Here is a 24,812-nt window from a genome sequence, read left to right on the forward strand (position 1 = left end):
TAAAAATAAAAAGGCTCGGTGCTATAGTAGTACTGATATGCTTCATATACTAGACTATTTATTAAAAAATAACTTAGTAGATCCGGACCGCCATGATAAGAATGGGGAGCTACCACTTGCAAAATTAATCTCTAATGCGTTCTTCTACGCTATGCAGGGCAATTATAGTAATGACTACTTTTTAAATGGAGCTGATTGCTGTCTAGATGCTTTTTTCTTGCTTGTACACTATGGTGCAAATGCTAAGTTACAGTCTGGAGAAATTAAGAAATCACTAATGAATACAGTTAAATAGCATTCCTTTAATGCTATGGTGCAGGTTCTACGCTCAAGGATGAAAAAAGCTATTATCTTGTTATCTTACCCTAGATCCTAATGGATTTAAAGAGGACATACGAGAAGATAAAAACGCAACGGACTACTATTTAAAGTTTCCCAATGAAGAGGTAAGATCTGCTTTAAAGTCAACCTTAATTAAGATTATGGACGAAGTCCAGGAGGAAACAGGTAAACAATATAGCACTTCGATTCTTAATACTTTAAGAAATAAAAAGTGGTCTGTCTTTCTTAACTATATTCGAAGTGATTGCTTAGCTAAAGCAGGCTATCGTTTTCTAGATAAAACAGAGAGGAGTTTTCAAAGGGCTTTATATTTATTTCTAAATGGTGTTTTTCATGCAACGCATGATATGCAGACTAGTGCTGAATCCGACAGTGGCATAGGCCGCACAGATATCGTTATGGAGGACCATAGAAACGACCAAAGAGCTGTCTATATCTTTGAGTTAAAAATAGATAGACCAGCGCTGGAGGCTTTAACACAAATACACAGTAAAGATTACAGTATTAAATATGGTTCATGTAGTGAAAAAATCCTGATAGGGATAACCTGTGATGCTGCAAAACTTAATATAACAGAGGCAATTGTTCAAGTACATCAAAAAGATGAGCAAGATAATTTTAGAGAAGTTGTTTATACACACTTTACAGTTGACCAGTCTGGTTATTTTAAAGAGGTAATAAACCAATAGCCAATCATATTAAGAACGTCAATTCGGGATTAGATCATATTTTTAATATGCTAATCAGCATTAAAATAATTTAATGGATTAACGAGTAAATATGAATAGAAAATATCTAGGAAGTAATTTGGGGAAGTGTTCGATTAACTGTGTCAAGTCTGCAAAAAGTTATAATTTAAATAATTAAACATTTAAGGTTTTAGACATGGAAGAACATATGCAGAATGACTACGTTGGTTTAGTAGATTACAAATTTCTGGAGGCAAATATTTTGTCCTCTATCCGTTTAGGTAAGCCATTGACAGGCAAAGGTGGGGCATTAACCCCTCTGATAAAAAGCTTCTAGAGGCGAGTCTAGAAGGTGAGATGGCCCATCATTTGTCTAGTGAGAGGATAGTAAATAATCGAAGGAATGGTAAAAGTTGTAAAACTTTTCGTACAAGCTCTGGTTCCTTTGACTTGGTAACCCCTAGAGATAGAACAGGTAGTTTCGATCCACAAATAGTTAAAAAGCGTCAAACAAATCTTCATCCTGAACTGGAAACCAAGATTTTAAGCATGTTTTCTAGTGGTATGAGCTATAAGTCTATAGCCGCTCATATTGAAGAAATCTATGATCATAAAGTATCAGCTGCTGAAATATCGGCTATTACAGATAGCTTATTGCCAGTAATAAATGAATGGCGTAACCGTCCTCTTCAATCGGTCTACCCCATAGTTTTTATGGATGGTATGTTTTTTAAGGTTAAAGAAGATGGGAAATGTGTAAGTAAATGTCTGTATACCTTATTAGGCATAGATCAAGAGGGTAAAAAAGAAGTGTTAGGCTTCTATTTATCTGAAAGTGAGGGAGCTAATTTCTGGTTAGGTGTACTCAACGAGCTTAAGGCAAGGGGTGTAGAAGATATCCTTATTGCCTGTGTTGATGGACTAAAAAGCTTCCCTGCAGCCATTAATAACGCTTTTCCCAATGCACAGGTGCAGGTCTGTGTAGTACACCAGATACGCAATTCCATCAAGTATGTAGCTAGCAAAGATGTAAAACGTTTTTTAACTGATTTAAAGCAAGTATATCAAGCTTCAAATAAGGAAGTTGCAGAACATTATCTATTGGAATTAGAAGAAAAATGGGGAGAAAAGTATCCAATGGTTATCAAATCTTGGCAAAACAACTGGGAGCATTTGTCTGGTTACTTTAAATATTCAGATCCTGTCAGAAGGCTAATTTATACGACCAATCCAATAGAAAGCCTCCATAGACAAATTAGACAGTTTACCAAAACAAAAGGGGCATTTACCAGTGTCAATGCTTTGTATAAATCAGTATATTGCGCTATCAAGAAGATGGAGGATAAATGGACTATGCCGCTCAGAAACTGGGCACTGACCATATCTCAGATAGACATCTTTTTTCCTGGAAGAGTCAAATCTGAGTTGACGTGAAGCCCGAAACTGACACAGTTAATTGAACACTTCCTAACCTTAGAGACAATGGTTTTATAGATTAATTTTATCCTTTTTACCATAAATATCTCACTATAAGTTTATAAAAATAGATAAAATATTTTCTTTCCCATTGGCTTGTTTTTCAGTTAAAAAAACCTTAAGAAGTAAGGGTATACCATTAAAATACCATTAAAATGATATTACTGGACATCACGGGCGCCCTTGAAGGTTGGATCACAAGCGGTTACCAGTTGTTAACTTTGGTAGCCAAATTACTAGGCGTAGTAGGCGCGTTTAGACTAGCCTATCTATACAATGTGGGTAGAGACAGAGGTATGATCTTTCATGAATTGTTACACTGGATAGGTGCCATTGTCTTCTTTTCATCAGTTGGTCCTTTGTATGATATGATTGCCAATTTTTTTAAACTCTAAATCAGATAAAAACATAATCTTCCATGCAAAAATTAGTCAATAGCCCCTATTTAAAAGAGAAAGGCGTTTTAGGTCCGTTTTCTTTACCAGAAGCCTTAGTGGCGCTAGGCATTTGTTGCCTGACCTATATGGTCTCTTGTTACTGTGAAGACTTTTTGCACTACAATCGTATGTGGACCATCTCTTTAACAAGCCTAATGATTATTATCTCTTTTTTGATAAAAATATTTCTAAAACATAGTAATCCTACCTGGCTATCAAGTCTTTTCGCTTATCATTTTTTGCATGTACCGATAGATATTTTTAGGATAAAATTTAAGATCAATGCTTTTCTCAAAAAAAGATAAGAAAGAAGACCTACATAGAGTCTTACCTTTTGTAGATTTTCACAATGATATGGCCATATCTGCAGATGGGACTATTTCTGTACCCTTTAAAGCTACTTTAGCCTTTCAGGAACAGTATACCGAGCAACAGTATATAGATTGGACGCATATGCTATCTAATAGCATGAAAGAATTGCCCTGTAACAGCCTTGTGCAACAAGTAGATATATACTACCCAGATCAATGGCATAATCCATCTGTAGATAGTAACGAGCTTGATTTTTTTAAACAAAAACAATTCAGTCATACAGAAGGTTGCCCTATACTCTGCCATGAATCCTATATCATACTTTCCTTTCCTGGATTGTATAAGGAATATACACCAATATCTACTTTTTATTCTAGAGATGAGACAAAAAGTTTTATCAAAAACCCATTTATTAATTTAGAAAAGCGATTAATAATAGCCAAGAAAGATGCAGCCCAATTTCGTCAAAGTGTATCTACCCATCTTCCCTTAAACACTCTTACGTCTGGTGAATTTTCCCGTTTGGTACATAGATGTTTATCCTTAAACTTTAAAGATCCTGAAGGTACCTTATATGGTGGTTTATTAAAAGACAAAGCATATCTACAGTTGGCTGGTAGAAAAGCGCAAGTAATTTCTTTAATGGAAAGTGCTGCTGAGCCTAGTTATACCGTTCTGGATAGATTTGGCCACAATGGAGGAGTGTGCGCTCCTTTAACAGAAGGCCTTGGACGAAGCATAAATTTTCCGCATGTTATTTCTAGAGTCATTCGCATGATCGACTCTGAATCTTTCTTAAAAAACCATTTCAACGCATTTGCTTGGAGTGAAGCCACTAAACTCGATGAACGTAAGCTACAAAACATCAGACATATACGCAGTGAAATGGCTGATTTCGAACAAACACTTCGCGAGAGAAACGAACCAATTGTTTATTTATCTTTTTTAGTGATACCATTTGGTATGACTGATTTATCAACCCTAAATGAATACAGTTCTCAGGTACTAGCTGCTTTTTCTGGGATAGGCATGAGGGGTTACTTAGAAACCATTGATACGGCTAATCTATTTTTTGCCGCTTTACCAGGCAATGGCAATCAGGTATATAGGCGTCTACCGATTCCCCTACTAACAGCGGTGGCCCATATGAATAGTACCACTCCCTTCACAGGTTATCAAGAAGGTGTGTTTCTAGCGAATAGATATAGAGAACCGATCTATTTGAACCCATTTAATACCGATTTAGACAACCAAAATGCCTTTATTTTCGGCCCTTCTGGATCTGGTAAATCCTTCTTTAATGGCAAAATGATTAAAGATCGATTTCAAGCAGGCCATATAGTGATTGTCATTGACAGTGGTGGCACCTATCGCCATTTGTTCAGTGCGCTAGGAGGCAAATATATTGAACTCAGTTCAGAAAAATCTTTAGGCTTAAATCCTTTTTTATTCCCAGCTGATGAATCAGGCAGATACCTGCCAGATAGTAGTAAAATTATATTTCTAGTTCAACTGATTGGCAAAATGTGGAAGGGAGATTTGAATGAAAATCCCATGAGTGAAGTAGAAAAATCTTTACTCTCTCAGTGGATTAGTGATTATTATAGAGATTTACCAAAAGCGGTCATCCCTACTTTAACGGGCTTTTATGACTATTTACAAACATTGGTAGCAGCTAATGGACAAGCTATTCTTGATCTTAAAAAGGAACAGTTGTTCCCTTTTCAAGAATTTTTTATTGTGTTAAAGCCATTTGCGAATGGTATCTACAAAAATCATTTTAATGCTTTAGAGCAAGACTATCTATTAGACCATAGGTTGGTCTGTTTTGAGTTAGAAGCCATTAAACAGAATAGCAAACTTTATCCATTGGTAGTACAAATTCTATTTGAATTTGCTTTTGAGATGGTATCTAAACATCCAGATGCCATCAAGTTTATAGATATAGAAGAAGGTTGGACCACCTTAGATGATGCCTCTAGAGAGCATATAGAAGCTTTTTACCGAAAAGGCAGAAAAACCAAAACCTCTATTCGAATCATCACCCAAGACATCGGGGAAATCAAATCATCTAAGATCGCTAGTGCCATTAAAAACAATGCAGCTACCTTTATCCTGTTATACAATGAAAAATCCTCCAGCAGAGAAGAAATAGGTACTTTCTTAGGTATGAATGCGTTAGACATGCAAAAGTATGCCAGTCTGCGTCGTAAAAACGGTCCAGGTGGTTTTAGGGAAATCTTTATTAAAGAGATGAGCCAGAGTCACGTGTGGCTATTAGAACCCTCTCTTTGGGAACATGCCATGTTTACTTCTCATCCATCAGAAAGAAACCAAATCGCTTCATTTACTAAAAAACATGGAAATATAGAAGATGGCATTGCAGAATGGGTATACCATACGAAACAAAAATATTATGTCTAGTCATTTTCAAGGTATTCTATCCTCATCAGCTAATCTAGCTGCACAAAACCTAATGGTGGATGTTACCATTACCAAGATGATTGGAGTAGCTAAGTTGTTACTATTGCCTTTCTTATTGATCCGTTTAATCGTCTACTATTTTCAGTATCATTTAAGTAGTGCTGAGTTATTAAAATCATGTTATACCAGTCTGTTAACACTGACTGTTACCTTTATACTTCTTCAATTCTACTTGGATATTTTTCATATACTAGACAAGTTAACTGCTTTAATTATGAAGGGGTTTGATTGGCATGATTTAATTAAACCTGATAGTTTAAAAGAATATCCTGAGATAGGTATATGGGAGTTGATTAAAAATTGCTTTTCGAATGTAACTACTAAGGTGTTAAAATCCATAGCTGGCATCATAGGTTTAACCACTACTATATTCCGTCATCAAGCGATCCTATTTACTTTACAGGTCGGTCCTTTGGCCATTTCCGCTAGCCTCTTACCAGGCAATTTTAGCGGAATAATTATTTATTGGCTCAATATGCTGATTTCCTTTTTAATGTGGGGGGTAACCATTGATTTGCTAGACTATTCACTGATTTCTTTAGAGTTTAATAATGTAGATGGGATAGGTGCTGCCATAGCTACTTGCTTGATGTATGCTATGGTAGGTCCGCTTACCTCCTTATATATAGGCAATACGATAGGGAACAGCCTTTTTGCAATAGGAGAAGCAAGGACGAGTCAGTTTATGACTTATGGAGTTAGTAGTTTACAAAAGTTGAGAAAACAAAATGAATAGTGACTAGACAATACATTAATCCTTACTTCGTAAGGTCTGTGTGGGCAAGCTAATGGGAAAGAATACTATAAACACAATACAATATGTTAGATAATAAAGATTATCAGTCATCAACTGTTCAATCGATTCATAAGCTAAACAGCTATCATTACGGGAATATCATTAACCTACTACGATTTTTAGTTGTTTTTCTTTTGGTATCCTTAGGTGGTTTATCTGCTTTTTTAGGCTATTTGGTATTTAAACAGAACAGAAGTGATTTGGTCTATTTTGCTACCCTTGAAGGGACCCATGTGGGTATAAGAAAAGAGAATCCAACTAATAACAGCAGAGAATCGTTTGAAGTAGAAAATTTTTCCATGCGTTTTATACAAGATGGTTTTGCCCATAGCGAAAACAATTATCAGGAAAATATTGAAAGAGCCTTGACCGTCATGAATAATGCTTCTAGAGTTACCTTAAAAAAACTCTTTTCTGATGATAGTTTGTTTCAAGTATACAAGGAGTCTAATGGCGTAACAACAGTTACTGTTAAACGCATAGTTACTGATACAGCATCTTATCCATACAAGGCAGAAGTCTACTTTCAAACAGATTTAAAGTTTTTAACGGGCCAAGGAAAAGTAAAAACCCATAGCTACCATCAAGGGATTGCATTAGAAATGCAACCAACGTCTAGATGTAGTAAAAATCCCTATGGCTTAATGATCACCGATCTAACCTTTTTAAATCATGAAGCACAGTAGCCTGTTACTATTTTTGATCTTTTATTTTCCTGTTTTTGCATTGAATATTAAAGTATCTGACCAATATCCCACTTTACTCGAATTTAGTGGTACCATTGAGAAGATTTCTTTTGGTAATGGAGACCAAGAATATGTCTCCAAAGAAGAAGGTAGGTTCTTAGAAGTAAAAGCCAAGCGTCCTGGGACCAGTAAGACTACCGTTACTGTTTTTTATCTAGTCAATGAAGGGAAAAAGAATGAAAAGATAGATGTCTTCTATGGAACCGTTAGTTATGATGCTGGGATACAACCAATGTATGATCTTACCCATCATAAAGTGAAACAAATAGAAGAACTAGAAAAGTGGGATACCGATGAACCATTAACTGAATCCTTAATAGAAGCTATAGAATACGTATCCCAGGATCAACCAAATATCAAACGTTTTCATCAAACCAAACAAAAAGTGAGTTGTTTTTTGAGCAATGCCATTAGCACAGGAGAAGAGATTGTTTTAAAATTTGTATTAAAAAATAGCTCTCCCTACAACTATAAAGTAGGAAGCGTATACTTTTTAGGTAATAACAAAGACAAAACTGCTATTCCTATTAAACTCAAACCTAAGCGTATGGTAGTAGTCCCAGGAGAGATCGTACCGATGACTTTCGTTATTAAACATAAGGTAGAAAAATCAGGTATCGTCGTTCGTTTTGAAGAGAAAAAAGGACGTAGAGATTTAAGTTTGACCTTACCTAATAGATTGTTACTGAGTATACCATGTTTGGTTAAAGAATCTAAAGAAGTGTAGTTCCTATGGACAAGAAGCAATTAGGTTTTGGATTCGCTGGATTGTTGGTTATTGCTTGGGTGGTGCTCAGAGATGTTCGCAAAACAAAAAGTTGGTATAATTTTTTTGTGGCCCCTCCACCTAAACCTTGTAAGCTACTCGAAAAAGCAGAACCCTTGTCGATTACGAAAGAAACCAATCAAAGAATGAAGAATCGCTTTCAATCAGAGCAGGTACGCTGTTCTTTGTTTGAAGATATGGCTAAAAATATCAGTAAAGATGTATCAACAGTTGAACCAGAGTCTGCTGCATCAAAATCGGTTAAAGAAGCCGAACCAGTTACCATTAAACCTAAAAAGGTAATTCAAAAAGTTCAAAAGATAGTTTCTTCTCCAAAACAGGAAAAAAACTACTTTCCAGTAGCCTTTGAAAGAAAAGGGAGAAAAAGGAATATTAAGGTAAAAAACAGCTTTGCTGCAGGCTATGTCTACGGCACACAGGAGCTCAAACATGGCAGAAGTATTAAAATACGTGTCAAAGAAGCTTTTGCTTACAAAGGTCAAGAAATACCAAAAGGCGCATTTTTATATGGAATTGTTGCTTTTGGAAAGGAAAGAATTCTAGCTAAATTAGAAACAGCTGAATTTGGTAAAAATGTGATTTCAGTGGCTATTGGTTTGTATGACTCAGACTATATGATTGGATTATTGGTAGAGAATTTGCATCCTTTTATTGATCAGGCGCAAAACAAATTGCTCAGTAGAGCAGCTAGTAGTGGCAATAATTCTTGGATCAGGGAGATCAGCGGGGTGGTAGTAGATGGTATAAAATCTGCTAAAAATGAGCAAAAAATCACAATAGAAAATAGAAGAAAGGTATTCCTTAAACCAATAGAAAAATGAATAAGTGTAAAAAATATGGTCTGGTCTCTTTATGCCTGTTCATTCCTATTACCTCTTCAGCAAGTATAGGATCTTCTATCAAATCAGGATTAAACAAAATCCTACCTAATGGATTAAAAAAGTGGATACCTGGTCTATCTCCAGAAGAAAAAACAGCTCAGTTAATGGAAGAACAAGTAGGTACTTCTAATAACGTTCTAGCACAAATGAAAGATGCGGCTGATAGTATGAGAAAACTAAAAGAGCGTGTAGAACAAGCTAATTCTATTAAAAATCAAAGTAAATCATTATTTAAAGATCTCGCTGAAGCTAAATATGGTAAAGTAGCGCTAGGTATATCTGAGAAAATCAGTGGTATTAGTTTAAATCCTAGTGATTATATTCCTAGTTTAGATTGTACTAAAGATCTTAAAAGAAATTGTTCTTTTTCGTACTATAGAGAAAAAGCGCTATTAGGTAGAGTAGATGCTTTTACCAGTAGAAGTAGTAATTTCATGGGTACCAAACCTCCAAAAAGTTTAAACAGGCTTTGCTCAGATATTCAAATGGAATTGCGTCTATCAGATCAAATTAAAATAGCTGCTAAAGAGGCCAATAACAGACTGATTCCAGTCTATAAAGAACAGATCAAAAATCTAGAGATTCAAAATAAAAAGATAGATAAAACTCTATCCAACCCTAATTTTTATAAAAATGATCCAGTAAAATACTTTCAACTAGAAAGCATTAAAAACAAAAATATCTTAGATATGGGAGAACTGGTAGAGCGGATCAATAGACTTCAAGTGGCATCGGAAGAGGTTTCTAAAAAAGATAAAGAAGCTATTGCAGAGTTATATAGTGCAAAGTTAAACAATGATCTAATACAGCATATCGTCAAAAGTAAAATAAAAAGAAATAGTAATTTTTAAATGAAGATGAGAGAAAAATACAAACTAGAAGCAATCAAAGAATTTGCAGAAAATCCTTTCATAAACTACAGGTCAGAGGTAGAATTGGATGAGTTTTTCATAGATGAACTGTCAAATAAATCTAAGAATATCATCAAGTATTTAATGTTCAAACATTCATTTAAAGAAGAAAAATTCTTATTTAAGCTAAATGAGTTTAATAGGTTTATGATATATATCAATATGGAATATCCCTGTGATGGTATAGTAGAACTATGCGCTAAAAAGGTATTAGCTAAAACCAAAGATCCAGATCTATATTGGGTGAATAATGATTTCTTTAGAACTGGAATCTTTCAACCAAAATACATAGAAGATGATGGTTGTAAGTAAAGATGCCTAGACAAGTTCCTGGATACGAGATGGAGACAAACCAGTAAGAGCAATAATATCCTCTATAGGGTAGCCACGCAAAATCATAGATTTGGCGATAGAAAAGGCTTTCTCAGCTTCTCCTTCTAGTTTTCCCTCTAGCTTGCCTTTTTCTTGCCCTATTCGGATACCTTCTTGTCTCCCTTTTTTAATACCTTTTTTCTCTCCTTCTTGCCTTAATTTTTCAGCTACTGACATGGCGATTTCCTTTAATTTTGGGTTAGATTTTTTAATCGTTTCTAACAAATCTGGCTGGTCATCCACCTGTAAAATATACAAAAAAGCTTGATCAGCATATCCAATATAATCTTTTTCTAGGAGATCTACAATTAATCTCATATGATCAGTAAACCACTGATGAAAAGAACGATAAATTCCTTGTTTAAGTACCATGGCTGCAAAAGCAGCCTTTTTATAGCTAAGCAGTTCATCTTCAGATGTACTATATAGATCAACCAGATGAAAACGGTCAAACATACAAGACTTAGCTAGTTCAGGATCCGAGAACATAGATAATAAACTATTTGAACCCTTATATGGTTTATTGCCGTTATATATACAGTTATTTAGGATAACTGGAAGAGACACATTTCCATTCTCTTTTAAATGTTGGCGTATTAGTTGAACGTTGTATTCTAGGAACCTTAGTGGCATATATGGATCTTCTGTAGACTGGTGTTCGGTAAGTACATATAAGTACCCTTCTTTCCCATTTATACTGGTTTTGAATACTAAATCAGATTCTCCTCTTCTACCCACTGGATCCACAAAGCTCTTATTAGTCAATTCTAAATTTTCTTGATCTATTTTGATAAATAGATCGGAAGGCAGATTGGCAGATAGAAAATCTAGCATTGCTTCCTTGCTTCCTTATTGCAAAAAGTGTTCTTAAAGACCGTATCATGAGGCTTATCCGATCCTTCTTTTTTATCCTTTCCCTTGTTTTTTTTCTCACTCATGTGATCAATACATTACGAAAAATAAATGGCATTAAAAATATAAACTCTCCTAATAGTAATTAGAAAAAATAAAGCACTATGCTTGATCTAATAAAGATTCTATATATCAGATCCATATAATACAATATTACGTATAATTACTCCTATATGGTAGGCTATTTTTATCTGATTTTATCATGCCCTATCTGTAAAATTAAAAATAGAAAACAAAATAAATAACGTTAGGACTCTTGTATTACTAATATAGTATATATTTTATATATACAAAAGATATACTATATTAGTAATATGTAATTGATTCGATGTTAGGTATCTATTGAATGGTTGGATATCTATAAAAGATTATAAGTTTTAATAGTAAGAAAGTAGACTTTACATATATCTTTTATATATATAAAAGATATACTATATATTATTGTATGCAAATTTTAGTGGCAAATATAAAAGGTGGGTGTGGAAAAAGCACATTAGTGTCTGCACTAGCAGATTTATTAGACGCTGATATTATTGATCATGATAACCAAGGCACAATACGCGTAAGCTCGTCCTTTACTGGTTTACGTGTCCCAGTAACCTATGAAAAAATAACAAAGAAAATCGTTCTTCACGATACACCACCTTATAATACAGGTAACTTGAAGAGCTTAATACAAGAGGCAGATTTAATACTGATTCCATGTAAACTTATGTACCCAGATTTACTTGCATTAAGAGCGCTTTCGGATAAACTAAAGAAACTTAACATGACACAAAAAGGTGTAATTGTTTTTAATGAAATTCGTAAACCACATAATAATACTTATAAAGAAGTTAAAGCGCTTTATGAATCTAATTATTCAGAAATAAAAAAAGCGAAAACAGAGCTTTCTAATTTAATTAGCTTTAGTAGAGTACTATCTGAACCGATTACTGGTAAGGCATTAGAACAGATTAAATCATTAATTAGTGAATTAAATATATACTAAAGATATATTTAATTAAAATACCATTGCATTAGATATAATCTATCTATTTTTATATATGAGCTCAAATAACCCATTTCAAAATATAAATCAAAAACAGGCTTCTATTTCATTGCAAGAGCATTGTGAACAAGCTATAGTACGGAAAAAAATAGGAAGACCACTTAGACCTAACATGGGCAAATATCTTATAAAAATGGATAAAGGATTACATGCTAAATTATCTAAATATGCAGAAGAATTAGGGATTAATAATTCATTTATCATTTCTAAAGCATTAAAAGAATTTTTCTCAAAACATTGTATTTAGGGGAATTCTACGAAAACGGAAAATAAAGCACGCTAAGAGTATAGTTTCCCGAAAAAATTGGGCAAAAAAAACAATAACTTCTCTAGTTCGCTTTCAATATAAAAAAACGTCTTAAAGCTTTAGAAGCTAAAATGGCTCAAGATGGGCTTGTGCTGACTGAATCGCAGCTAGCAGCCCTAGAAAAACGTAGAAACGAACAAGAAGCCTATGGAGAAATAGATACAGAACACCCTGGTTACTTAGGTTGTCAAGATACCTATTATGTGGGTAACTTTAAAGGTATAGGTAAAGTGTATACTCAAGTGTTTATAGACAGTTATTCTAGGGGTCGCCTTGGATATGGGAAATTATTGTACGTTAAGACTGTTTTTGTAGTTTTGTATGTTAGCCGGTCGTAGAGGTCGGAACTTACCTGATTTTAGTTTTCGCTTTCTTGTCCAGATATAATCTCCTGTCAAATTGATATGCTCCCATCCTAATGGAGATAGATGTGATAACAATTGATCATTGATTTTTATTCCCTGTTTTTTTAGAGAGTCTACAGCTCTTTCGATGTAGACCGTATTCCATAGTGTGATGGCAGCTGTGAGCAGTGTTAGTCCACTGGCACGGTAGCTCTGATTTTCCAGACTTCTGTCCCTGATTTCACCCAACCTGTGCATAAAGACCGCACGGGCAAGGGCATTACGGGATTCTCCTTTATTCAGCCCTTTTTGTACACGTCGGCGCAATGCTGGATCTCGAAACCAGTTCAGCATGAATAATGTTCTTTCTATTCTCCCGATTTCTCTGAGAGCTTTTGCCAGACCGTTCTGTTTTGGATAACTGGCCAACTTCTTGAGCATTAGGGATGCAGTAACTGTCCCCTGGCTGATCGAGGTAGCTAGACGAAGCACATCATCCCAGTTTGATTCGATATCTTTCAGATTCAGGCTGTTTGCAGATATAATATACTGAAGTCCAGTGTATTGTTGAGCTTTGCCTTGAATGAAAAGTCGTTTGTCATGTAGATCTCGAATTCTTGGGCAGAATTCAAAACCAAGTAGGTGCATAATGGCAAATACATGATCGGTGAAACCAGATGTATCGGTATAGTGTTCCCGGATTTCTAGATCACTTTCGTGATACAGCAAGCCATCGAGTATATGAGTTGAATCCCTTACCCGGCTGATAACCCTGGTATAAAAAGGACTATATTGATCTGAGATATGGGTGTAAAACTGAACCCCCGGATCCTGACCATATTTAGGGTTTACCTGTCCAGCATAACGTCCTATGCTACCCACTTTAAAATTCTGACCGTCTGAGGATGATGTAGTACCCTGACCCCAGTATATAGCCATAGGTTGCTTTCCTTGTGCATTAACTAGTTCAGCAAGAGCAGCTGAATACGTTTCATCACGTATATACCAGGCCTGAATACCTTCCAGTGAAGATTTGGTCACTCCAGGACAGACATCTGCCATTTTACTAAGTCCTAGGTTGATTCCATCTGAAAGTATAGTGGTTAGAAGAAGTCGAGTATCAGGGCGAATCACTTCATTTTTGAGATGAGAAAAATGTTGAGTAAAATCCGTCCAGTCGTTTACTTCATCAAGTATTTCTGTAATTTTAGGATGAGACAGCATACTATAAACCAGAACTGCTAGCGGTGAAACCTCTGCAGGAACGCTATTATCCAATGGCGTGACCTTCACTCCTTTGTTAGATATTTCCACATCAGGTAAATTACCACTAACGGCCATATCATTTACCTCTTCGAGCCGCGATTTCAATAATTTTAGACGATTACCGATATATTCACTGTAATAAAAAAGGCCAGGAAGTGGTAACTCATGATTCTGAATCAACTTATCAAACTCATTTTTAGGAATGAGGTAATCGTCAAAATTTTTATATCGGCGAGAACCTTTTACCCAGATATCCCCTGAACGAAGCGCGCCTTTCAGTTCGTTAAGAGCGCAAAATTCATAGTACTGTCTATTTATTCCGGTGGGTGCAATAATCACTTTCCTCCAGCTTTCAGGAATAAAATCCAACGGTGCCATTGGTGGAACCTTTCGTAACTGTTTATGATACATTTCTCTGATGACTGTCAGAGCATCAGCTAGTGGCTGTGCAGCCGGAGCGGCATTCAGTTCCAATACAGACAACATTCTTGGAGCGTATTTACGTAACGTACTATATTTCTCAATAACAATATGCAGTGGATCAAAATTACTTTTTTTGGTCAAAAAACGGGTTTCTTCTAGACTGGTAATAAATTCTTGCCATGGGATAACATGTTCAATAGCAGTCCATGGATCTTCTCCGGATTCACGGGCTTCAGTTAATGCCTGACCAACAGCAATATACTGGTACAGTTTAGACTGGATAAGTTTACCTGTCTGCTGGAGTCGCTCTGCCTGAGTCCTTTTAGCCCGGCTGAACATACTGTTCAAGATACGCTCATGCAGATCGATGATCTCATCTGTAAGTGTAGCTCTGGCTTCTTCAATCACACATATCAGAATAGCGTATCGTCTGCTTGATGAGAACTTAGTCAAATCTCGGCTGCTCATATTCCGACCCTCACGGGCCAGTTTCAGTAACCGATTCTGATGAACTAAACGTCCGATCCCTACCGGTAAGTCCATTGCAACGATCGTATTCAGGCGTTCAATGTGCTGTAATACATTTTTTCCGTTAATGTTACCAGGAGGTTGAAGCATCCAAGCTAGACGTGAAAGATGATTATTTGATGCAATCAGAAGGTTGTCTAGAATAACTTTATGCTCTGGAATAAGCCGAGCATTCAGTTCCGAGAATACTATTTTATCACCAGCAGCCATGGCCTTTGAGCACGTTCGCTCCAGTACATCAATAGTGGGAATAATCACGCAATTCCGCTGTATATACTTTAGAAGTTCTTGTGCCAGCAGAATACCCTTGTCAGTGCGTGTTGCAAGTGGAATTAAATATGCAATGCAATCATTTTGAATTTGTTGTGTAAATTTTTTTAGTCCTAGATAGCGGTATATCTCTACTAAATGTTCCCTGCGAGTGGTGCCTCTTCCTAATGCGTAATCTTTCCAAAGTTCATTTGATAAACTAAGTCTGCTAGCGATATGCTTGAGTAAAAAATCGGAAAGTAGTGATTTTTTATCTGGGATAATCCCTATGTTCTTCAGATAACAAAGCAAGACAGAAAAACCGAACCTATTGGCTGGCTTGCGGTGCGTATTAATAAGCGCTAAATCCTGTTCGCTGAAATAAGTCATGCGGATCAACGTAAGTTCATCCTCAGGTAAAGCTAGTAATGATGCTCTTTCTGATTGAGAAAGAATTTGTCTCCTAGGCATATAGTTTGCATTAATAATTATTTTGTAGATTAATTTTCATTCAAATATTTGTCTCATAAGGGTATACCTCAATGAAATAGCAAAGATGTTATCCTATTCCATTAATGAAATAACTTATATGCGATAGATTCAATGACATAACCTAAATACGATAAATTCATGAGAATATGTTCATCAGAGCTTATTTGAGAGCTTCAACAGAAGATCAGTTTGTAGATCGAGCACAAGAAATGCTCGAGCAGTTTGTTCAGGAGAGAGGACACAAAATCGCTAGCTATTACCGAGAAAATATCAGTGGAACAAAATTGGATAGACCAGAATTAGGAAGATTACTCATGGATAGTCACCGGAATGATATCTTACTGGTCGAACAAATAGATCGGCTGACCCGTCTGAGCAATAGTGATTGGGTAATACTAAAAAAAAAGATTGAACACCATGAACTGAAAATTGTGAGTCTGGATATACCAACTTCATGGCAGGCTTTGTCTGACAAAGAAACATCACAAAACGATCCACTCACCTTTCGCACCAAAATCATGCTTTGATTTTAGTTAAAATATCTTATATTAGTTGGTTAAAGGTTTGTATGGTTCATAGCTCATTAAGCTAGCTTTTTAAAGTTGAACAAAGGAAAAATGATAGCATCATAATTACTAAAAAAAACGTTTATGAATGACTATCAATATTATATTTTTTATTTGTTCATTTAAATAATAGCTTATTAAGCACTTTATAAAGACCAAATCCACTATTCCATAATGGATGGCTGAAATGGTATCGACTAACTTAATGGGAAGTTCATTCCTATTACAAACTAAATCTAGAGATAGAGTTTATAGAAAAAATTCAAATCTATCTCATGATATAAATGCTTGCTGAAAACAATATTTAGAAATGTGCTGATAATCAGTAATAAATAATTATTAAAGTCTATATTTCTGGTGCGGAATGTGAGATCCAGTAACACGTACTGTGATTTCCGCCATCAATAATATGCTCATGGATCTAATGGCCGCAATGTCGTATAAGGATTGGCTGAGCCGTCAGCAACGACAGAAACAAGGAATTGAAAGAGCACATGAACAAGGTAAATATCGGGGAAAGCAGCCTGATCATGAGAGACACCAGAAAGTAGTCTACTATCGAAATGTGAAAAAACTAAGTATCTATGAAACCGCACAAGCTACCGGGTACAGCGCTTCGCAGGTATGCCGTATTCAACGATTGTACACTTTAAACAATTAAAAAAGTAATGCTAAGCACTTTTAGTAGATTGCTAGAAAATGGGGAAATTAATATCGAAAAAGTGTTGCTAAGCAGGTATATTTATACAATAACCTGGAAGAAAAGGAAGAACATCTTTAGTACAGAAAACAGCCTTAACGTACAATAATTCCCTATATCCAAGGCGACCCCTTCTAGAGTAGCTCATGCAAAACTTTACACTGATAAAACAACCCTAACAGCTGCCGACCTGTTAAATGATAGAATACTGCCTTTTTATCAAGATCAAAACATACCTATTTTACGTATACTAACAGATCGTGGTACTGAGTATAAGGGTAAAATAGAACATCATGCTTTTGAGTTGTTTTTAAGTATAGAAGGTATAGAAATAGAACATACCGTCACTAAAGCCTATTCACCACAAACCAATGGATTTTGTGAGCGTTTTAATAAAACAATGAAACAGGAATTCTTTGATACAGCTATGCGTAAAAAAATCTATACGGATCTCCATGACTTGCAACAGGACTTAGATAGTTGGTTAGATTACTACAATCAGGAGCGACCACATTCTGGAAAGTATTGTTATGGTAAAACACCTAGGAAAACTTGGGAGGATAGTAAAAAATTAGTCTTTGAAAAAAATAATCAAATCGCTTATCTTAACAACCTAACTGACACGTTTAACTTAACGGACAACTTTAATACTTAAATTTTTACTGCCTGTCAGATTAAATACTAACTACTACACCTTTATGTGATGGAACTATTGATATAAAAAAATCACTTCAGGTGAATTAATTTTTAACATCTTTTCCTTTCTAACTCAATTCGAGCCCGTTAGTCCAGTGCTAATCGAAAACCTATTGAGTAGTAAAATACTATAGATACACCGTTTTTGCTAGTCAATAGCATTCATAAAAATTAAAGATAAATGCATAGCTTTACCTGCGTGGTCTAACTACATTGTCTCTCATCATATCAGAACTCCAGTTTGTTTTCCAATATCCATTATTAGCGTTGTTATCATGTATGTGTTCATTTATAATTCCTGCTATAGGTGGTTGGAAAGGTCTTAGGCATAAACATTGATCTATACCTTGAGGATCATTCCGCATATCTATATAATCTTTCCTTGACCTCCAATAAGTACTAGCAGACACAACATTTCTATCAGTCTCTGTTCGAAATGTAATAAAAGGATCTAAATAATCTGTTTTTAAATCATGCAAAACTTTAGGAAGTTCTATCAAATATGAGTTGTCTTTAAGCAAATGATCAATGTTCAAAACAAAATTACGAGACCTTTCTTGATTACCATCAGCATAACAAACTTTCATATAAGGAGCTCTACCATTAGGTCTATTTTGATTATAAATTCTATCAAAATTTCTAGTAGGAATTTGATCAACTCCACAGAAATACTCACCCATCTGTACACAGTCTAAATAAAAGACTCCATATTCCCTTCCACTAATTGTTCTAACTTCATATTTCCATGGTTTAGGGCAGTCAAAATTTTGATATGCACCATTCCAAATATTTAAATTTGTATGATCCACTGACTTATTCAACCTAGCTCTTAAACTATTAAAAAATATATACCCGAGACCATTCTCCATGTTACTATTCTGATTTGGATCATATTGATTATTACCAACAGTTAGGAATCCTTTTAATATAGCATTATTCCAGTAAGGTTCTACTATATTACTATAACGAGTCTGATATTTAGCTATATTATGCCTCATTCTTTCTGAATCCGTGCTGATTGCGTCAAATGCATTATATCCTATTCTAGAATTACACGCAGAAAGTAACAGCAAAAAACAAGAAAAGATATACCAACTTAATTTATTACTAACTTTTAATTTCAATAAAAACATTGCTTAAATTTAAATTTCAACATAAATAACGTGATACATATAAAATGTACAAGATACTACCAATAAAACAGCTACTTTTTCTTTCTTCTCACCATATCCTCCTCAGACTCTTTAATTCCTTTATTTTCTCTCTTACAATATTCTATAAAATCAACCATATTACTAGTACGAATTGATTCTACTGTATTATTTCGAAGTACTCTATAAATTTTTAAAGGCCTCTCTTTATGCTGAGTAGGTTGAAGATCTATATAATAATACACCATGGCCTCATCCTCATCACCATCCTTATAATTATGCGCTTCGGAATGAGCAGCTATACATAAAGGTACATTAACTTGTTCTATTGCATCGCTACTACGTGGAAAAGAACAGTACATATCCATATACCTATCCACTTCACGTTGTGCTACTGGCTGTATCATCTCTTCAGATTGAGGAGTTTCAAAAGAAAAAATACGAAATGGATAACCTAGACCTAAACTTTCTAATCTAGAAGGATCATATTCAAGTAAAAAACTTTTATAACCATCAGGAAATTCATAACCTAACTCTATTTTAATCTTGTTATTAATCTGTCCTACAACGTTTACCCGTATTTGCCTTTCACTTGATACCTTACCAGATTTACTACTCTCACCAGGTTCTTTTTTGATTTCTTGTTTAACTGGTTTCTTGTTATCCATTCTATTCATATTCATACCATTACAAGCACCGATTCCCGTACAAGCAAATAAATTCAAAGTATATAATAGCCTTGTTTTCATAATTATATAAATTTTGTATTAAAAAACAGATATTCAAAACACAGATTAATTTTTAATATGTATTAATCTTAATTTGGATAAAGTGAGATTATTGACTCTTGGTTACTGCCCACCTTAGTATCAATATTTTCTAAGATTACAAACAGACTTTAAGTATACAAAATAATATCCAAAAAATCATTATATTCTGATATAATACCTCATATTTATCTACTATAGAATAGATAAAATCTACGAGATAACACTAAAAGTAATCCAAAAAAGTAGTTAACACACCCTGCATTGCAAATAAAGGGCTTAAGATTACGGCATAAATGGAAGTGTTCGATGAACTGTGTCAATTCCTAAAAGAGTTATAAATTAAATAATTAACGACTAAAGGTTTTTAGACATGGAAGAGCATATGAACAATGATTACGTTGGTTTAGTAGATTATAAAGATTTGGAGGAAAACATTTTGTCCTCTATCCGTTTAGGTAAGCCATTGACAGGCAAAGGTGGGGCATTAACCCCTCTGATAAAAAGCTTCTAGAGGCGAGTCTAGAAGGTGAGATGGCCCATCATTTGTCTAGTGAGAGGATAGTAAATAATCGAAGGAATGGTAAAAGTTGTAAAACTTTTCGTACAAGCTCTGGTTCCTTTGACTTGGTAACCCCTAGAGATAGAACAGGTAGTTTCGATCCACAAATAGTTAAAAAGCGTCAAACAAATCTTCATCCTGAACTGGAAACCAAGATTTTAAGCATGTTTTCTAGTGGTATGAGCTATAAGTCTATAGCCGCTCATATTGAAGAAATCTATGATCATAAAGTATCAGCTGCTGAAATATCGGCTATTACAGATAGCTTATTGCCAGTAATAAATGAATGGCGTAACCGTCCTCTTCAATCGGTCTACCCCATAGTTTTTATGGATGGTATGTTTTTTAAGGTTAAAGAAGATGGGAAATGTGTAAGTAAATGTCTGTATACCTTATTAGGCATAGATCAAGAGGGTAAAAAAGAAGTGTTAGGCTTCTATTTATCTGAAAGTGAGGGAGCTAATTTCTGGTTAGGTGTACTCAACGAGCTTAAGGCAAGGGGTGTAGAAGATATCCTTATTGCCTGTGTTGATGGACTAAAAAGCTTCCCTGCAGCCATTAATAACGCTTTTCCCAATGCACAGGTGCAGGTCTGTGTAGTACACCAGATACGCAATTCCATCAAGTATGTAGCTAGCAAAGATGTAAAACGTTTTTTAACTGATTTAAAGCAAGTATATCAAGCTTCAAATAAGGAAGTTGCAGAACATTATCTATTGGAATTAGAAGAAAAATGGGGAGAAAAGTATCCAATGGTTATCAAATCTTGGCAAAACAACTGGGAGCATTTGTCTGGTTACTTTAAATATTCAGATCCTGTCAGAAGGCTAATTTATACGACCAATCCAATAGAAAGCCTCCATAGACAAATTAGACAGTTTACCAAAACAAAAGGGGCATTTACCAGTGTCAATGCTTTGTATAAATCAGTATATTGCGCTATCAAGAAGATGGAGGATAAATGGACTATGCCGCTCAGAAACTGGGCACTGACCATATCTCAGATAGACATCTTTTTTCCTGGAAGAGTCAAATCTGAGTTGACGTGAAGCCCGAAACTGACACAGTTAATTGAACACTTCCTCTTAAAAAATTAGGTGTAATTCCACTTATAAGAAGCTCAATGCCATCTGCTAAATTAGTAATGTTTCTTGAGATTTTTCCTGATAAATTATCCTGATAAAACTGATGAGGTTTTCCCAGCACATGATCCATCATTTTTTCAATGATGTTATTAATAATAGCAGGCATAAATTTACAACGTATATAACCTACTCCTCTCCAAGTAAAATTATCCAATACGATAAAATTCAGAACAATCAAGCTTGATGATAATGTTAAAATTGAAATATCTCTATCCTGCACATGTGGCAGAAGATTAATGACGTTCTTAATCAGTATGCTGTTAAATGGTCCCCAAAGACCAGCAGCAACTGCAAGTAAGATATAAATAATAGCAATAGATTTATGTGGTCTTAAAAAATGGCAGATAAACTGAAAGAGTGTCTTGGGCAATAGATGTTGCATCTTAAAGCTTGATTTCGAGATTAGAGGATAAAAATTGCGTTAAACAACGCTCTCCTATCCTATGTGTTTTTATTTATATTTGAGTATTTAAATATGTCCATTAACAAATGAGTCGATTGTCGAGTTCGGTAGAAATTTTCTAAATTCACATATAATATCTATATAAGTTTCTCAATATGAGGACAAGATAAACCATTGAGTAAAATGTATTAGGCAATAAAATAGCGGGTGCAATATAATAAATTCCCTCATTATAATTGACCAATAATTCCCTTATGCAAGGGAGCAGTGTTACCGCTCTGATTGACCAATCAGGTGATAGTGAATTATAAAAATATAAATGCGTAATATGAGTACGACACTAGAGATTGCTATTTTTCTTTCTATGAATGGCATGGCACAAGAGGCCATATATTTCTACAAAAAGTATTTCAATGCACAAGAACTATTACTTGTGACTTACAAGGATATCGCAAAAAGAGACCCCTCAATACAAATTACCAATGAAAATGAAAATTATATTGCCCATTCTGTTCTATCAATTGGAAAAACCAAAGTAATGATTGCAGAAAACATAATGGACATTAATGAAAAATATAAAGTTGGTAATAATACATCATTATGTATTCAAAGTGCCGATTTAAAAGAAATTGCGTTTTTTTATAAAAGTTTAATTACTGATAATAGAGTTAGGGTTATAGTTCCATTATCTAAAAATGTGTTTAGCGAGGCATATGGGGAAGTGTTCAATTAACTGTGTCAGTTTCGGGCTTCACGTCAACTCAGATTTGACTCTTCCAGGAAAAAAGATGTCTATCTGAGATATGGTCAGTGCCCAGTTTCTGAGCGGCATAGTCCATTTATCCTCCATCTTCTTGATAGCGCAATATACTGATTTATACAAAGCATTGACACTGGTAAATGCCCCTTTTGTTTTGGTAAACTGTCTAATTTGTCTATGGAGGCTTTCTATTGGATTGGTCGTATAAATTAGCCTTCTGACAGGATCTGAATATTTAAAGTAACCAGACAAATGCTCCCAGTTGTTTTGCCAAGATTTGATAACCATTGGATACTTTTCTCCCCATTTTTCTTCTAATTCCAATAGATAATGTTCTGCAACTTCCTTATTTGAAGCTTGATATACTTGCTTTAAATCAGTTAAAAAACGTTTTACATCTTTGCTAGCTACATACTTGATGGAATTGCGTATCTGGTGTACTACACAGACCTGCACCTGTGCATTGGGAAAAGCGTTATTAATGGCTGCAGGGAAGCTTTTTAGTCCATCAACACAGGCAATAAGGATATCTTCTACACCCCTTGCCTTAAGCTCGTTGAGTACACCTAACCAGAAATTAGCTCCCTCACTTTCAGATAAATAGAAGCCTAACACTTCTTTTTTACCCTCTTGATCTATGCCTAATAAGGTATACAGACATTTACTTACACATTTCCCATCTTCTTTAACCTTAAAAAACATACCATCCATAAAAACTATGGGGTAGACCGATTGAAGAGGACGGTTACGCCATTCATTTATTACTGGCAATAAGCTATCTGTAATAGCCGATATTTCAGCAGCTGATACTTTATGATCATAGATTTCTTCAATATGAGCGGCTATAGACTTATAGCTCATACCACTAGAAAACATGCTTAAAATCTTGGTTTCCAGTTCAGGATGAAGATTTGTTTGACGCTTTTTAACTATTTGTGGATCGAAACTACCTGTTCTATCTCTAGGGGTTACCAAGTCAAAGGAACCAGAGCTTGTACGAAAAGTTTTACAACTTTTACCATTCCTTCGATTATTTACTATCCTCTCACTAGACAAATGATGGGCCATCTCACCTTCTAGACTCGCCTCTAGAAGCTTTTTTATCAGAGGGGTTAATGCCCCACCTTTGCCTGTCAATGGCTTACCTAAACGGATAGAGGACAAAATGTTTTCCTCCAAATCTTTATAATCTACTAAACCAACGTAATCATTGTTCATATGCTCTTCCATGTCTAAAAACCTTTAGTCGTTAATTATTTAATTTATAACTCTTTTAGGAATTGACACAGTTCATCGAACACTTCCTCCACATCTCAATCAAAATAAACCTTAACAACGAAATATTTTTATCACAAAAAATTTGCTTATTAACATAGTGCGTGTAAATATTATTTAGGTTGTATATTTCCTTAGATTTTAACGCTTAAACACAAAGACCCATTTATTAGGATAAATTTTTATAAATTTTGTTTCCTACTTTTTCCCATTTGCTAGCCCCCATTTTTTAAATACCTAAGCTAGACATTCATAGGTTTTTGATAATTAATGCTAGAATGAAATCTTTGATAATTATACTTGGTAATGTAACTGTTAATTCCCGCTTTTAGCGCTTTAATATTTTTAAAATCATTTATAATGATGCAATTATATTTTAGCGTTCTAAAAAATCTTTCCATCACAATATTATCAATACTTCTACCCCTGCCATTCATGGAGATTTTAATATTATGATTTTTTAATGGCTTTACTATGCCAGTTATAATAGCTGAATTGATTGTATATATATCGATAACCATATTCGGGGTGTTCCCTATAAACTGAATCTGTTTTTTTAAAAAATCTGAATTACAATTATATTTGTAATATATTAAAGAGCGATTTATCGATAATAACACACATTGTCTTGCCTTGGGTAAGTTGGGAAGCTTGGATCTGACAAGACTTTTCTTACTTAATAAATCCAAGCTCTTTAGCTTTCCCACTACCCAATCTCGCTCAACTGTAGCCTTGCCTAAGGCTTTAGCAAAGTTCATCATTTTGATGCTTAAGAGTCTGTATTTCATCCTTATAAACGCTAACAACTTTGGATGGATCAAAGGCTACTGAAGCATTTTCTAAAAACTGACGTTTCCAATTTTGAATAGTTTTACTAGTGACACCATACTTGGACGATAACTAAACTAGCGTTAAATCTTCTTTTAGTAAAGCTAATATTATTTTAGTCTTTTCTTCCGAACTAAAATTTCTAATCTTATTT

At 34.8% G+C, this 24,812-nt stretch carries 22 protein-coding genes and 4 pseudogenes; 19 read left to right on the top strand and 7 right to left on the bottom strand.

Annotation, left to right across the window (positions count from 1 at the left end; translation table 11 throughout):
• Positions 1–37: 37 nt before the first annotated feature.
• The 12 genes and pseudogenes from CE557_RS04785 (at position 38) to CE557_RS04840 (ending at position 10,173) form a co-directional block, all read left to right on the top strand.
• The gene (locus tag CE557_RS04785) at positions 38–295 is read left to right on the top strand and encodes a hypothetical protein (RefSeq protein WP_114910424.1); all 258 of its coding nucleotides are present in this window, start codon (positions 38–40) and stop codon (positions 293–295) included.
• A 187-nt stretch (positions 296–482) separates the two neighbouring features.
• A complete protein-coding gene (locus tag CE557_RS04790; protein ID WP_114910425.1) occupies positions 483–1,031 on the top strand; it encodes a PD-(D/E)XK nuclease domain-containing protein in 549 nt (182 codons plus the stop codon).
• A 208-nt stretch (positions 1,032–1,239) separates the two neighbouring features.
• Positions 1,240–2,465 (top strand): annotated as a pseudogene (locus CE557_RS04795) (IS256 family transposase).
• Positions 2,466–2,662: 197 nt separating this feature from the next.
• Entirely contained in the window at positions 2,663–2,902 is a 240-nt protein-coding gene (locus CE557_RS04800; RefSeq protein WP_114910426.1) for a DUF4134 domain-containing protein, read from the top strand.
• A gap of 23 nt (positions 2,903–2,925) precedes the next feature.
• Positions 2,926–3,249: a hypothetical protein gene (locus CE557_RS04805; protein ID WP_114910427.1), complete on the top strand. Its 324-nt coding sequence runs from the start codon at positions 2,926–2,928 to the stop codon at positions 3,247–3,249.
• Positions 3,227–5,680 carry a VirB4 family type IV secretion system protein gene (locus CE557_RS04810; RefSeq protein ID WP_114910428.1) on the top strand — a complete coding sequence of 818 codons (2,454 nt, stop codon included), beginning with the start codon at positions 3,227–3,229 and terminating at the stop codon, positions 5,678–5,680. The genes CE557_RS04805 and CE557_RS04810 overlap by 23 nt, the downstream gene beginning before the upstream one ends.
• The gene (locus CE557_RS04815) at positions 5,631–6,476 is read left to right on the top strand and encodes a hypothetical protein (protein ID WP_223245898.1); all 846 of its coding nucleotides are present in this window, start codon (positions 5,631–5,633) and stop codon (positions 6,474–6,476) included. Before CE557_RS04810 ends, CE557_RS04815 begins: the two co-directional genes overlap by 50 nt.
• 83 nt (positions 6,477–6,559) lie before the next feature.
• Positions 6,560–7,222, top strand: coding sequence for a hypothetical protein (locus CE557_RS04820; RefSeq protein ID WP_191239811.1), 663 nt, complete (start codon positions 6,560–6,562; stop codon positions 7,220–7,222).
• The gene (locus tag CE557_RS04825) at positions 7,209–8,009 is read left to right on the top strand and encodes a hypothetical protein (protein WP_114910430.1); all 801 of its coding nucleotides are present in this window, start codon (positions 7,209–7,211) and stop codon (positions 8,007–8,009) included. Before CE557_RS04820 ends, CE557_RS04825 begins: the two co-directional genes overlap by 14 nt.
• 5 nt (positions 8,010–8,014) lie before the next feature.
• Positions 8,015–8,890: a conjugative transposon protein TraM gene (gene traM, locus CE557_RS04830; RefSeq protein WP_114910431.1), complete on the top strand. Its 876-nt coding sequence runs from the start codon at positions 8,015–8,017 to the stop codon at positions 8,888–8,890.
• Complete coding sequence (locus tag CE557_RS04835) at positions 8,887–9,801, top strand: hypothetical protein (RefSeq protein WP_114910432.1); 915 nt, start codon at positions 8,887–8,889, stop codon at positions 9,799–9,801. The genes traM and CE557_RS04835 overlap by 4 nt, the downstream gene beginning before the upstream one ends.
• A gap of 6 nt (positions 9,802–9,807) precedes the next feature.
• Positions 9,808–10,173, top strand: coding sequence for a hypothetical protein (locus CE557_RS04840; protein WP_162790023.1), 366 nt, complete (start codon positions 9,808–9,810; stop codon positions 10,171–10,173).
• 6 nt (positions 10,174–10,179) lie between these two features.
• On the opposite strand, the gene CE557_RS04845 is transcribed toward CE557_RS04840, so the two are convergent.
• Positions 10,180–11,067 carry an Rpn family recombination-promoting nuclease/putative transposase gene (locus CE557_RS04845; protein ID WP_223245899.1) on the bottom strand — a complete coding sequence of 296 codons (888 nt, stop codon included), beginning with the start codon at positions 11,065–11,067 and terminating at the stop codon, positions 10,180–10,182.
• A 523-nt stretch (positions 11,068–11,590) separates the two neighbouring features.
• On the opposite strand from CE557_RS04845, the gene CE557_RS04850 reads away from it, so the two are divergent.
• The 3 genes and pseudogenes from CE557_RS04850 to CE557_RS04860 all read left to right on the top strand — a co-directional run.
• Entirely contained in the window at positions 11,591–12,136 is a 546-nt protein-coding gene (locus CE557_RS04850) for a ParA family protein (protein WP_114910434.1), read from the top strand.
• A 55-nt stretch (positions 12,137–12,191) separates the two neighbouring features.
• Entirely contained in the window at positions 12,192–12,443 is a 252-nt protein-coding gene (locus tag CE557_RS04855) for a hypothetical protein (protein WP_114910435.1), read from the top strand.
• A gap of 95 nt (positions 12,444–12,538) precedes the next feature.
• Positions 12,539–12,808 (top strand): annotated as a pseudogene (locus CE557_RS04860) (IS481 family transposase); the annotation flags it as partial.
• Here the strand turns inward: CE557_RS04860 and CE557_RS04865 are convergent.
• A complete protein-coding gene (locus tag CE557_RS04865) occupies positions 12,791–15,784 on the bottom strand; it encodes a Tn3 family transposase (protein ID WP_114910436.1) in 2,994 nt (997 codons plus the stop codon). The pseudogene CE557_RS04860 and the gene CE557_RS04865 sit on opposite strands and share 18 nt — an antisense overlap.
• A 185-nt stretch (positions 15,785–15,969) precedes the next feature.
• Between CE557_RS04865 and CE557_RS04870 the strand changes: the two genes are divergently transcribed.
• Both CE557_RS04870 and CE557_RS04880 read left to right on the top strand, forming a co-directional pair.
• The gene (locus CE557_RS04870) at positions 15,970–16,332 is read left to right on the top strand and encodes a recombinase family protein (RefSeq protein WP_255410642.1); all 363 of its coding nucleotides are present in this window, start codon (positions 15,970–15,972) and stop codon (positions 16,330–16,332) included.
• An 872-nt stretch (positions 16,333–17,204) separates the two neighbouring features.
• Positions 17,205–17,726, top strand: a pseudogene (locus tag CE557_RS04880) (integrase core domain-containing protein); the annotation flags it as partial.
• Positions 17,727–17,958: 232 nt separating this feature from the next.
• On the opposite strand, the gene CE557_RS04885 reads toward CE557_RS04880, so the two are convergent.
• Together CE557_RS04885 and CE557_RS04890 are read right to left on the bottom strand one after the other, a co-directional pair.
• Positions 17,959–18,900 (bottom strand): hypothetical protein, encoded by a 942-nt coding sequence (locus tag CE557_RS04885; RefSeq protein WP_114910437.1) that lies wholly within the window; start codon positions 18,898–18,900, stop codon positions 17,959–17,961.
• A gap of 71 nt (positions 18,901–18,971) precedes the next feature.
• Positions 18,972–19,667: an SMI1/KNR4 family protein gene (locus CE557_RS04890; RefSeq protein ID WP_162790024.1), complete on the bottom strand. Its 696-nt coding sequence runs from the start codon at positions 19,665–19,667 to the stop codon at positions 18,972–18,974.
• Positions 19,668–20,070: 403 nt separating this feature from the next.
• On the opposite strand from CE557_RS04890, the pseudogene CE557_RS04895 reads away from it, so the two are divergent.
• Positions 20,071–21,296, top strand: a pseudogene (locus CE557_RS04895) (IS256 family transposase).
• Here CE557_RS04895 and CE557_RS04900 read toward each other — a convergent pair.
• A complete protein-coding gene (locus CE557_RS04900) occupies positions 21,277–21,774 on the bottom strand; it encodes an ABC transporter transmembrane domain-containing protein (RefSeq protein ID WP_114910439.1) in 498 nt (165 codons plus the stop codon). The pseudogene CE557_RS04895 and the gene CE557_RS04900 sit on opposite strands and share 20 nt — an antisense overlap.
• 349 nt (positions 21,775–22,123) lie before the next feature.
• Here CE557_RS04900 and CE557_RS04905 point away from each other — a divergent pair, with 349 nt between their 5' ends.
• Positions 22,124–22,528 (top strand): VOC family protein, encoded by a 405-nt coding sequence (locus CE557_RS04905; RefSeq protein WP_114910440.1) that lies wholly within the window; start codon positions 22,124–22,126, stop codon positions 22,526–22,528.
• Positions 22,529–22,546: 18 nt separating this feature from the next.
• On the opposite strand, the gene CE557_RS04910 is transcribed toward CE557_RS04905, so the two are convergent.
• On the bottom strand, positions 22,547–23,773 hold the full coding sequence (locus CE557_RS04910) for an IS256 family transposase (protein WP_162790027.1): 1,227 nt from the start codon (positions 23,771–23,773) through the stop codon (positions 22,547–22,549).
• 299 nt (positions 23,774–24,072) lie between these two features.
• Complete coding sequence (locus tag CE557_RS04915) at positions 24,073–24,618, bottom strand: integrase core domain-containing protein (RefSeq protein WP_223245901.1); 546 nt, start codon at positions 24,616–24,618, stop codon at positions 24,073–24,075.
• Between the last annotated feature and the right edge of the window lie 194 nt (positions 24,619–24,812).

The organism is Cardinium endosymbiont of Sogatella furcifera, assembly GCF_003351905.1.
In the GTDB taxonomy this organism is placed as follows: domain Bacteria; phylum Bacteroidota; class Bacteroidia; order Cytophagales; family Amoebophilaceae; genus Cardinium.

Excerpts from the sequence above, each read along its gene's own strand:
- CE557_RS04905 (WP_114910440.1), top strand. The coding sequence starts at position 22,124 with ATGAGTACGACACTAGAGATTGCTATTTTTCTTTCTATGAATGGCATG.
- CE557_RS04805 (WP_114910427.1), top strand. The coding sequence starts at position 2,926 with ATGCAAAAATTAGTCAATAGCCCCTATTTAAAAGAGAAAGGCGTTTTA.
- CE557_RS04825 (WP_114910430.1), top strand. The coding sequence starts at position 7,209 with ATGAAGCACAGTAGCCTGTTACTATTTTTGATCTTTTATTTTCCTGTT.
- CE557_RS04855 (WP_114910435.1), top strand. The coding sequence starts at position 12,192 with ATGAGCTCAAATAACCCATTTCAAAATATAAATCAAAAACAGGCTTCT.
- CE557_RS04835 (WP_114910432.1), top strand. The coding sequence starts at position 8,887 with ATGAATAAGTGTAAAAAATATGGTCTGGTCTCTTTATGCCTGTTCATT.
- CE557_RS04815 (WP_223245898.1), top strand. The coding sequence starts at position 5,631 with ATGGCATTGCAGAATGGGTATACCATACGAAACAAAAATATTATGTCT.
- CE557_RS04850 (WP_114910434.1), top strand. The coding sequence starts at position 11,591 with ATGCAAATTTTAGTGGCAAATATAAAAGGTGGGTGTGGAAAAAGCACA.
- CE557_RS04865 (WP_114910436.1), bottom strand. The coding sequence starts at position 15,784 with ATGCCTAGGAGACAAATTCTTTCTCAATCAGAAAGAGCATCATTACTA.
- CE557_RS04840 (WP_162790023.1), top strand. The coding sequence starts at position 9,808 with ATGAGAGAAAAATACAAACTAGAAGCAATCAAAGAATTTGCAGAAAAT.
- CE557_RS04785 (WP_114910424.1), top strand. The coding sequence starts at position 38 with ATGCTTCATATACTAGACTATTTATTAAAAAATAACTTAGTAGATCCG.
- traM (WP_114910431.1), top strand. The coding sequence starts at position 8,015 with ATGGACAAGAAGCAATTAGGTTTTGGATTCGCTGGATTGTTGGTTATT.
- CE557_RS04845 (WP_223245899.1), bottom strand. The coding sequence starts at position 11,067 with ATGCTAGATTTTCTATCTGCCAATCTGCCTTCCGATCTATTTATCAAA.
- CE557_RS04790 (WP_114910425.1), top strand. The coding sequence starts at position 483 with ATGGACGAAGTCCAGGAGGAAACAGGTAAACAATATAGCACTTCGATT.
- CE557_RS04900 (WP_114910439.1), bottom strand. The coding sequence starts at position 21,774 with ATGCAACATCTATTGCCCAAGACACTCTTTCAGTTTATCTGCCATTTT.
- CE557_RS04820 (WP_191239811.1), top strand. The coding sequence starts at position 6,560 with ATGTTAGATAATAAAGATTATCAGTCATCAACTGTTCAATCGATTCAT.
- CE557_RS04885 (WP_114910437.1), bottom strand. The coding sequence starts at position 18,900 with ATGTTTTTATTGAAATTAAAAGTTAGTAATAAATTAAGTTGGTATATC.
- CE557_RS04915 (WP_223245901.1), bottom strand. The coding sequence starts at position 24,618 with ATGAAATACAGACTCTTAAGCATCAAAATGATGAACTTTGCTAAAGCC.
- CE557_RS04890 (WP_162790024.1), bottom strand. The coding sequence starts at position 19,667 with ATGAAAACAAGGCTATTATATACTTTGAATTTATTTGCTTGTACGGGA.
- CE557_RS04800 (WP_114910426.1), top strand. The coding sequence starts at position 2,663 with ATGATATTACTGGACATCACGGGCGCCCTTGAAGGTTGGATCACAAGC.
- CE557_RS04810 (WP_114910428.1), top strand. The coding sequence starts at position 3,227 with ATGCTTTTCTCAAAAAAAGATAAGAAAGAAGACCTACATAGAGTCTTA.
- CE557_RS04910 (WP_162790027.1), bottom strand. The coding sequence starts at position 23,773 with ATGAACAATGATTACGTTGGTTTAGTAGATTATAAAGATTTGGAGGAA.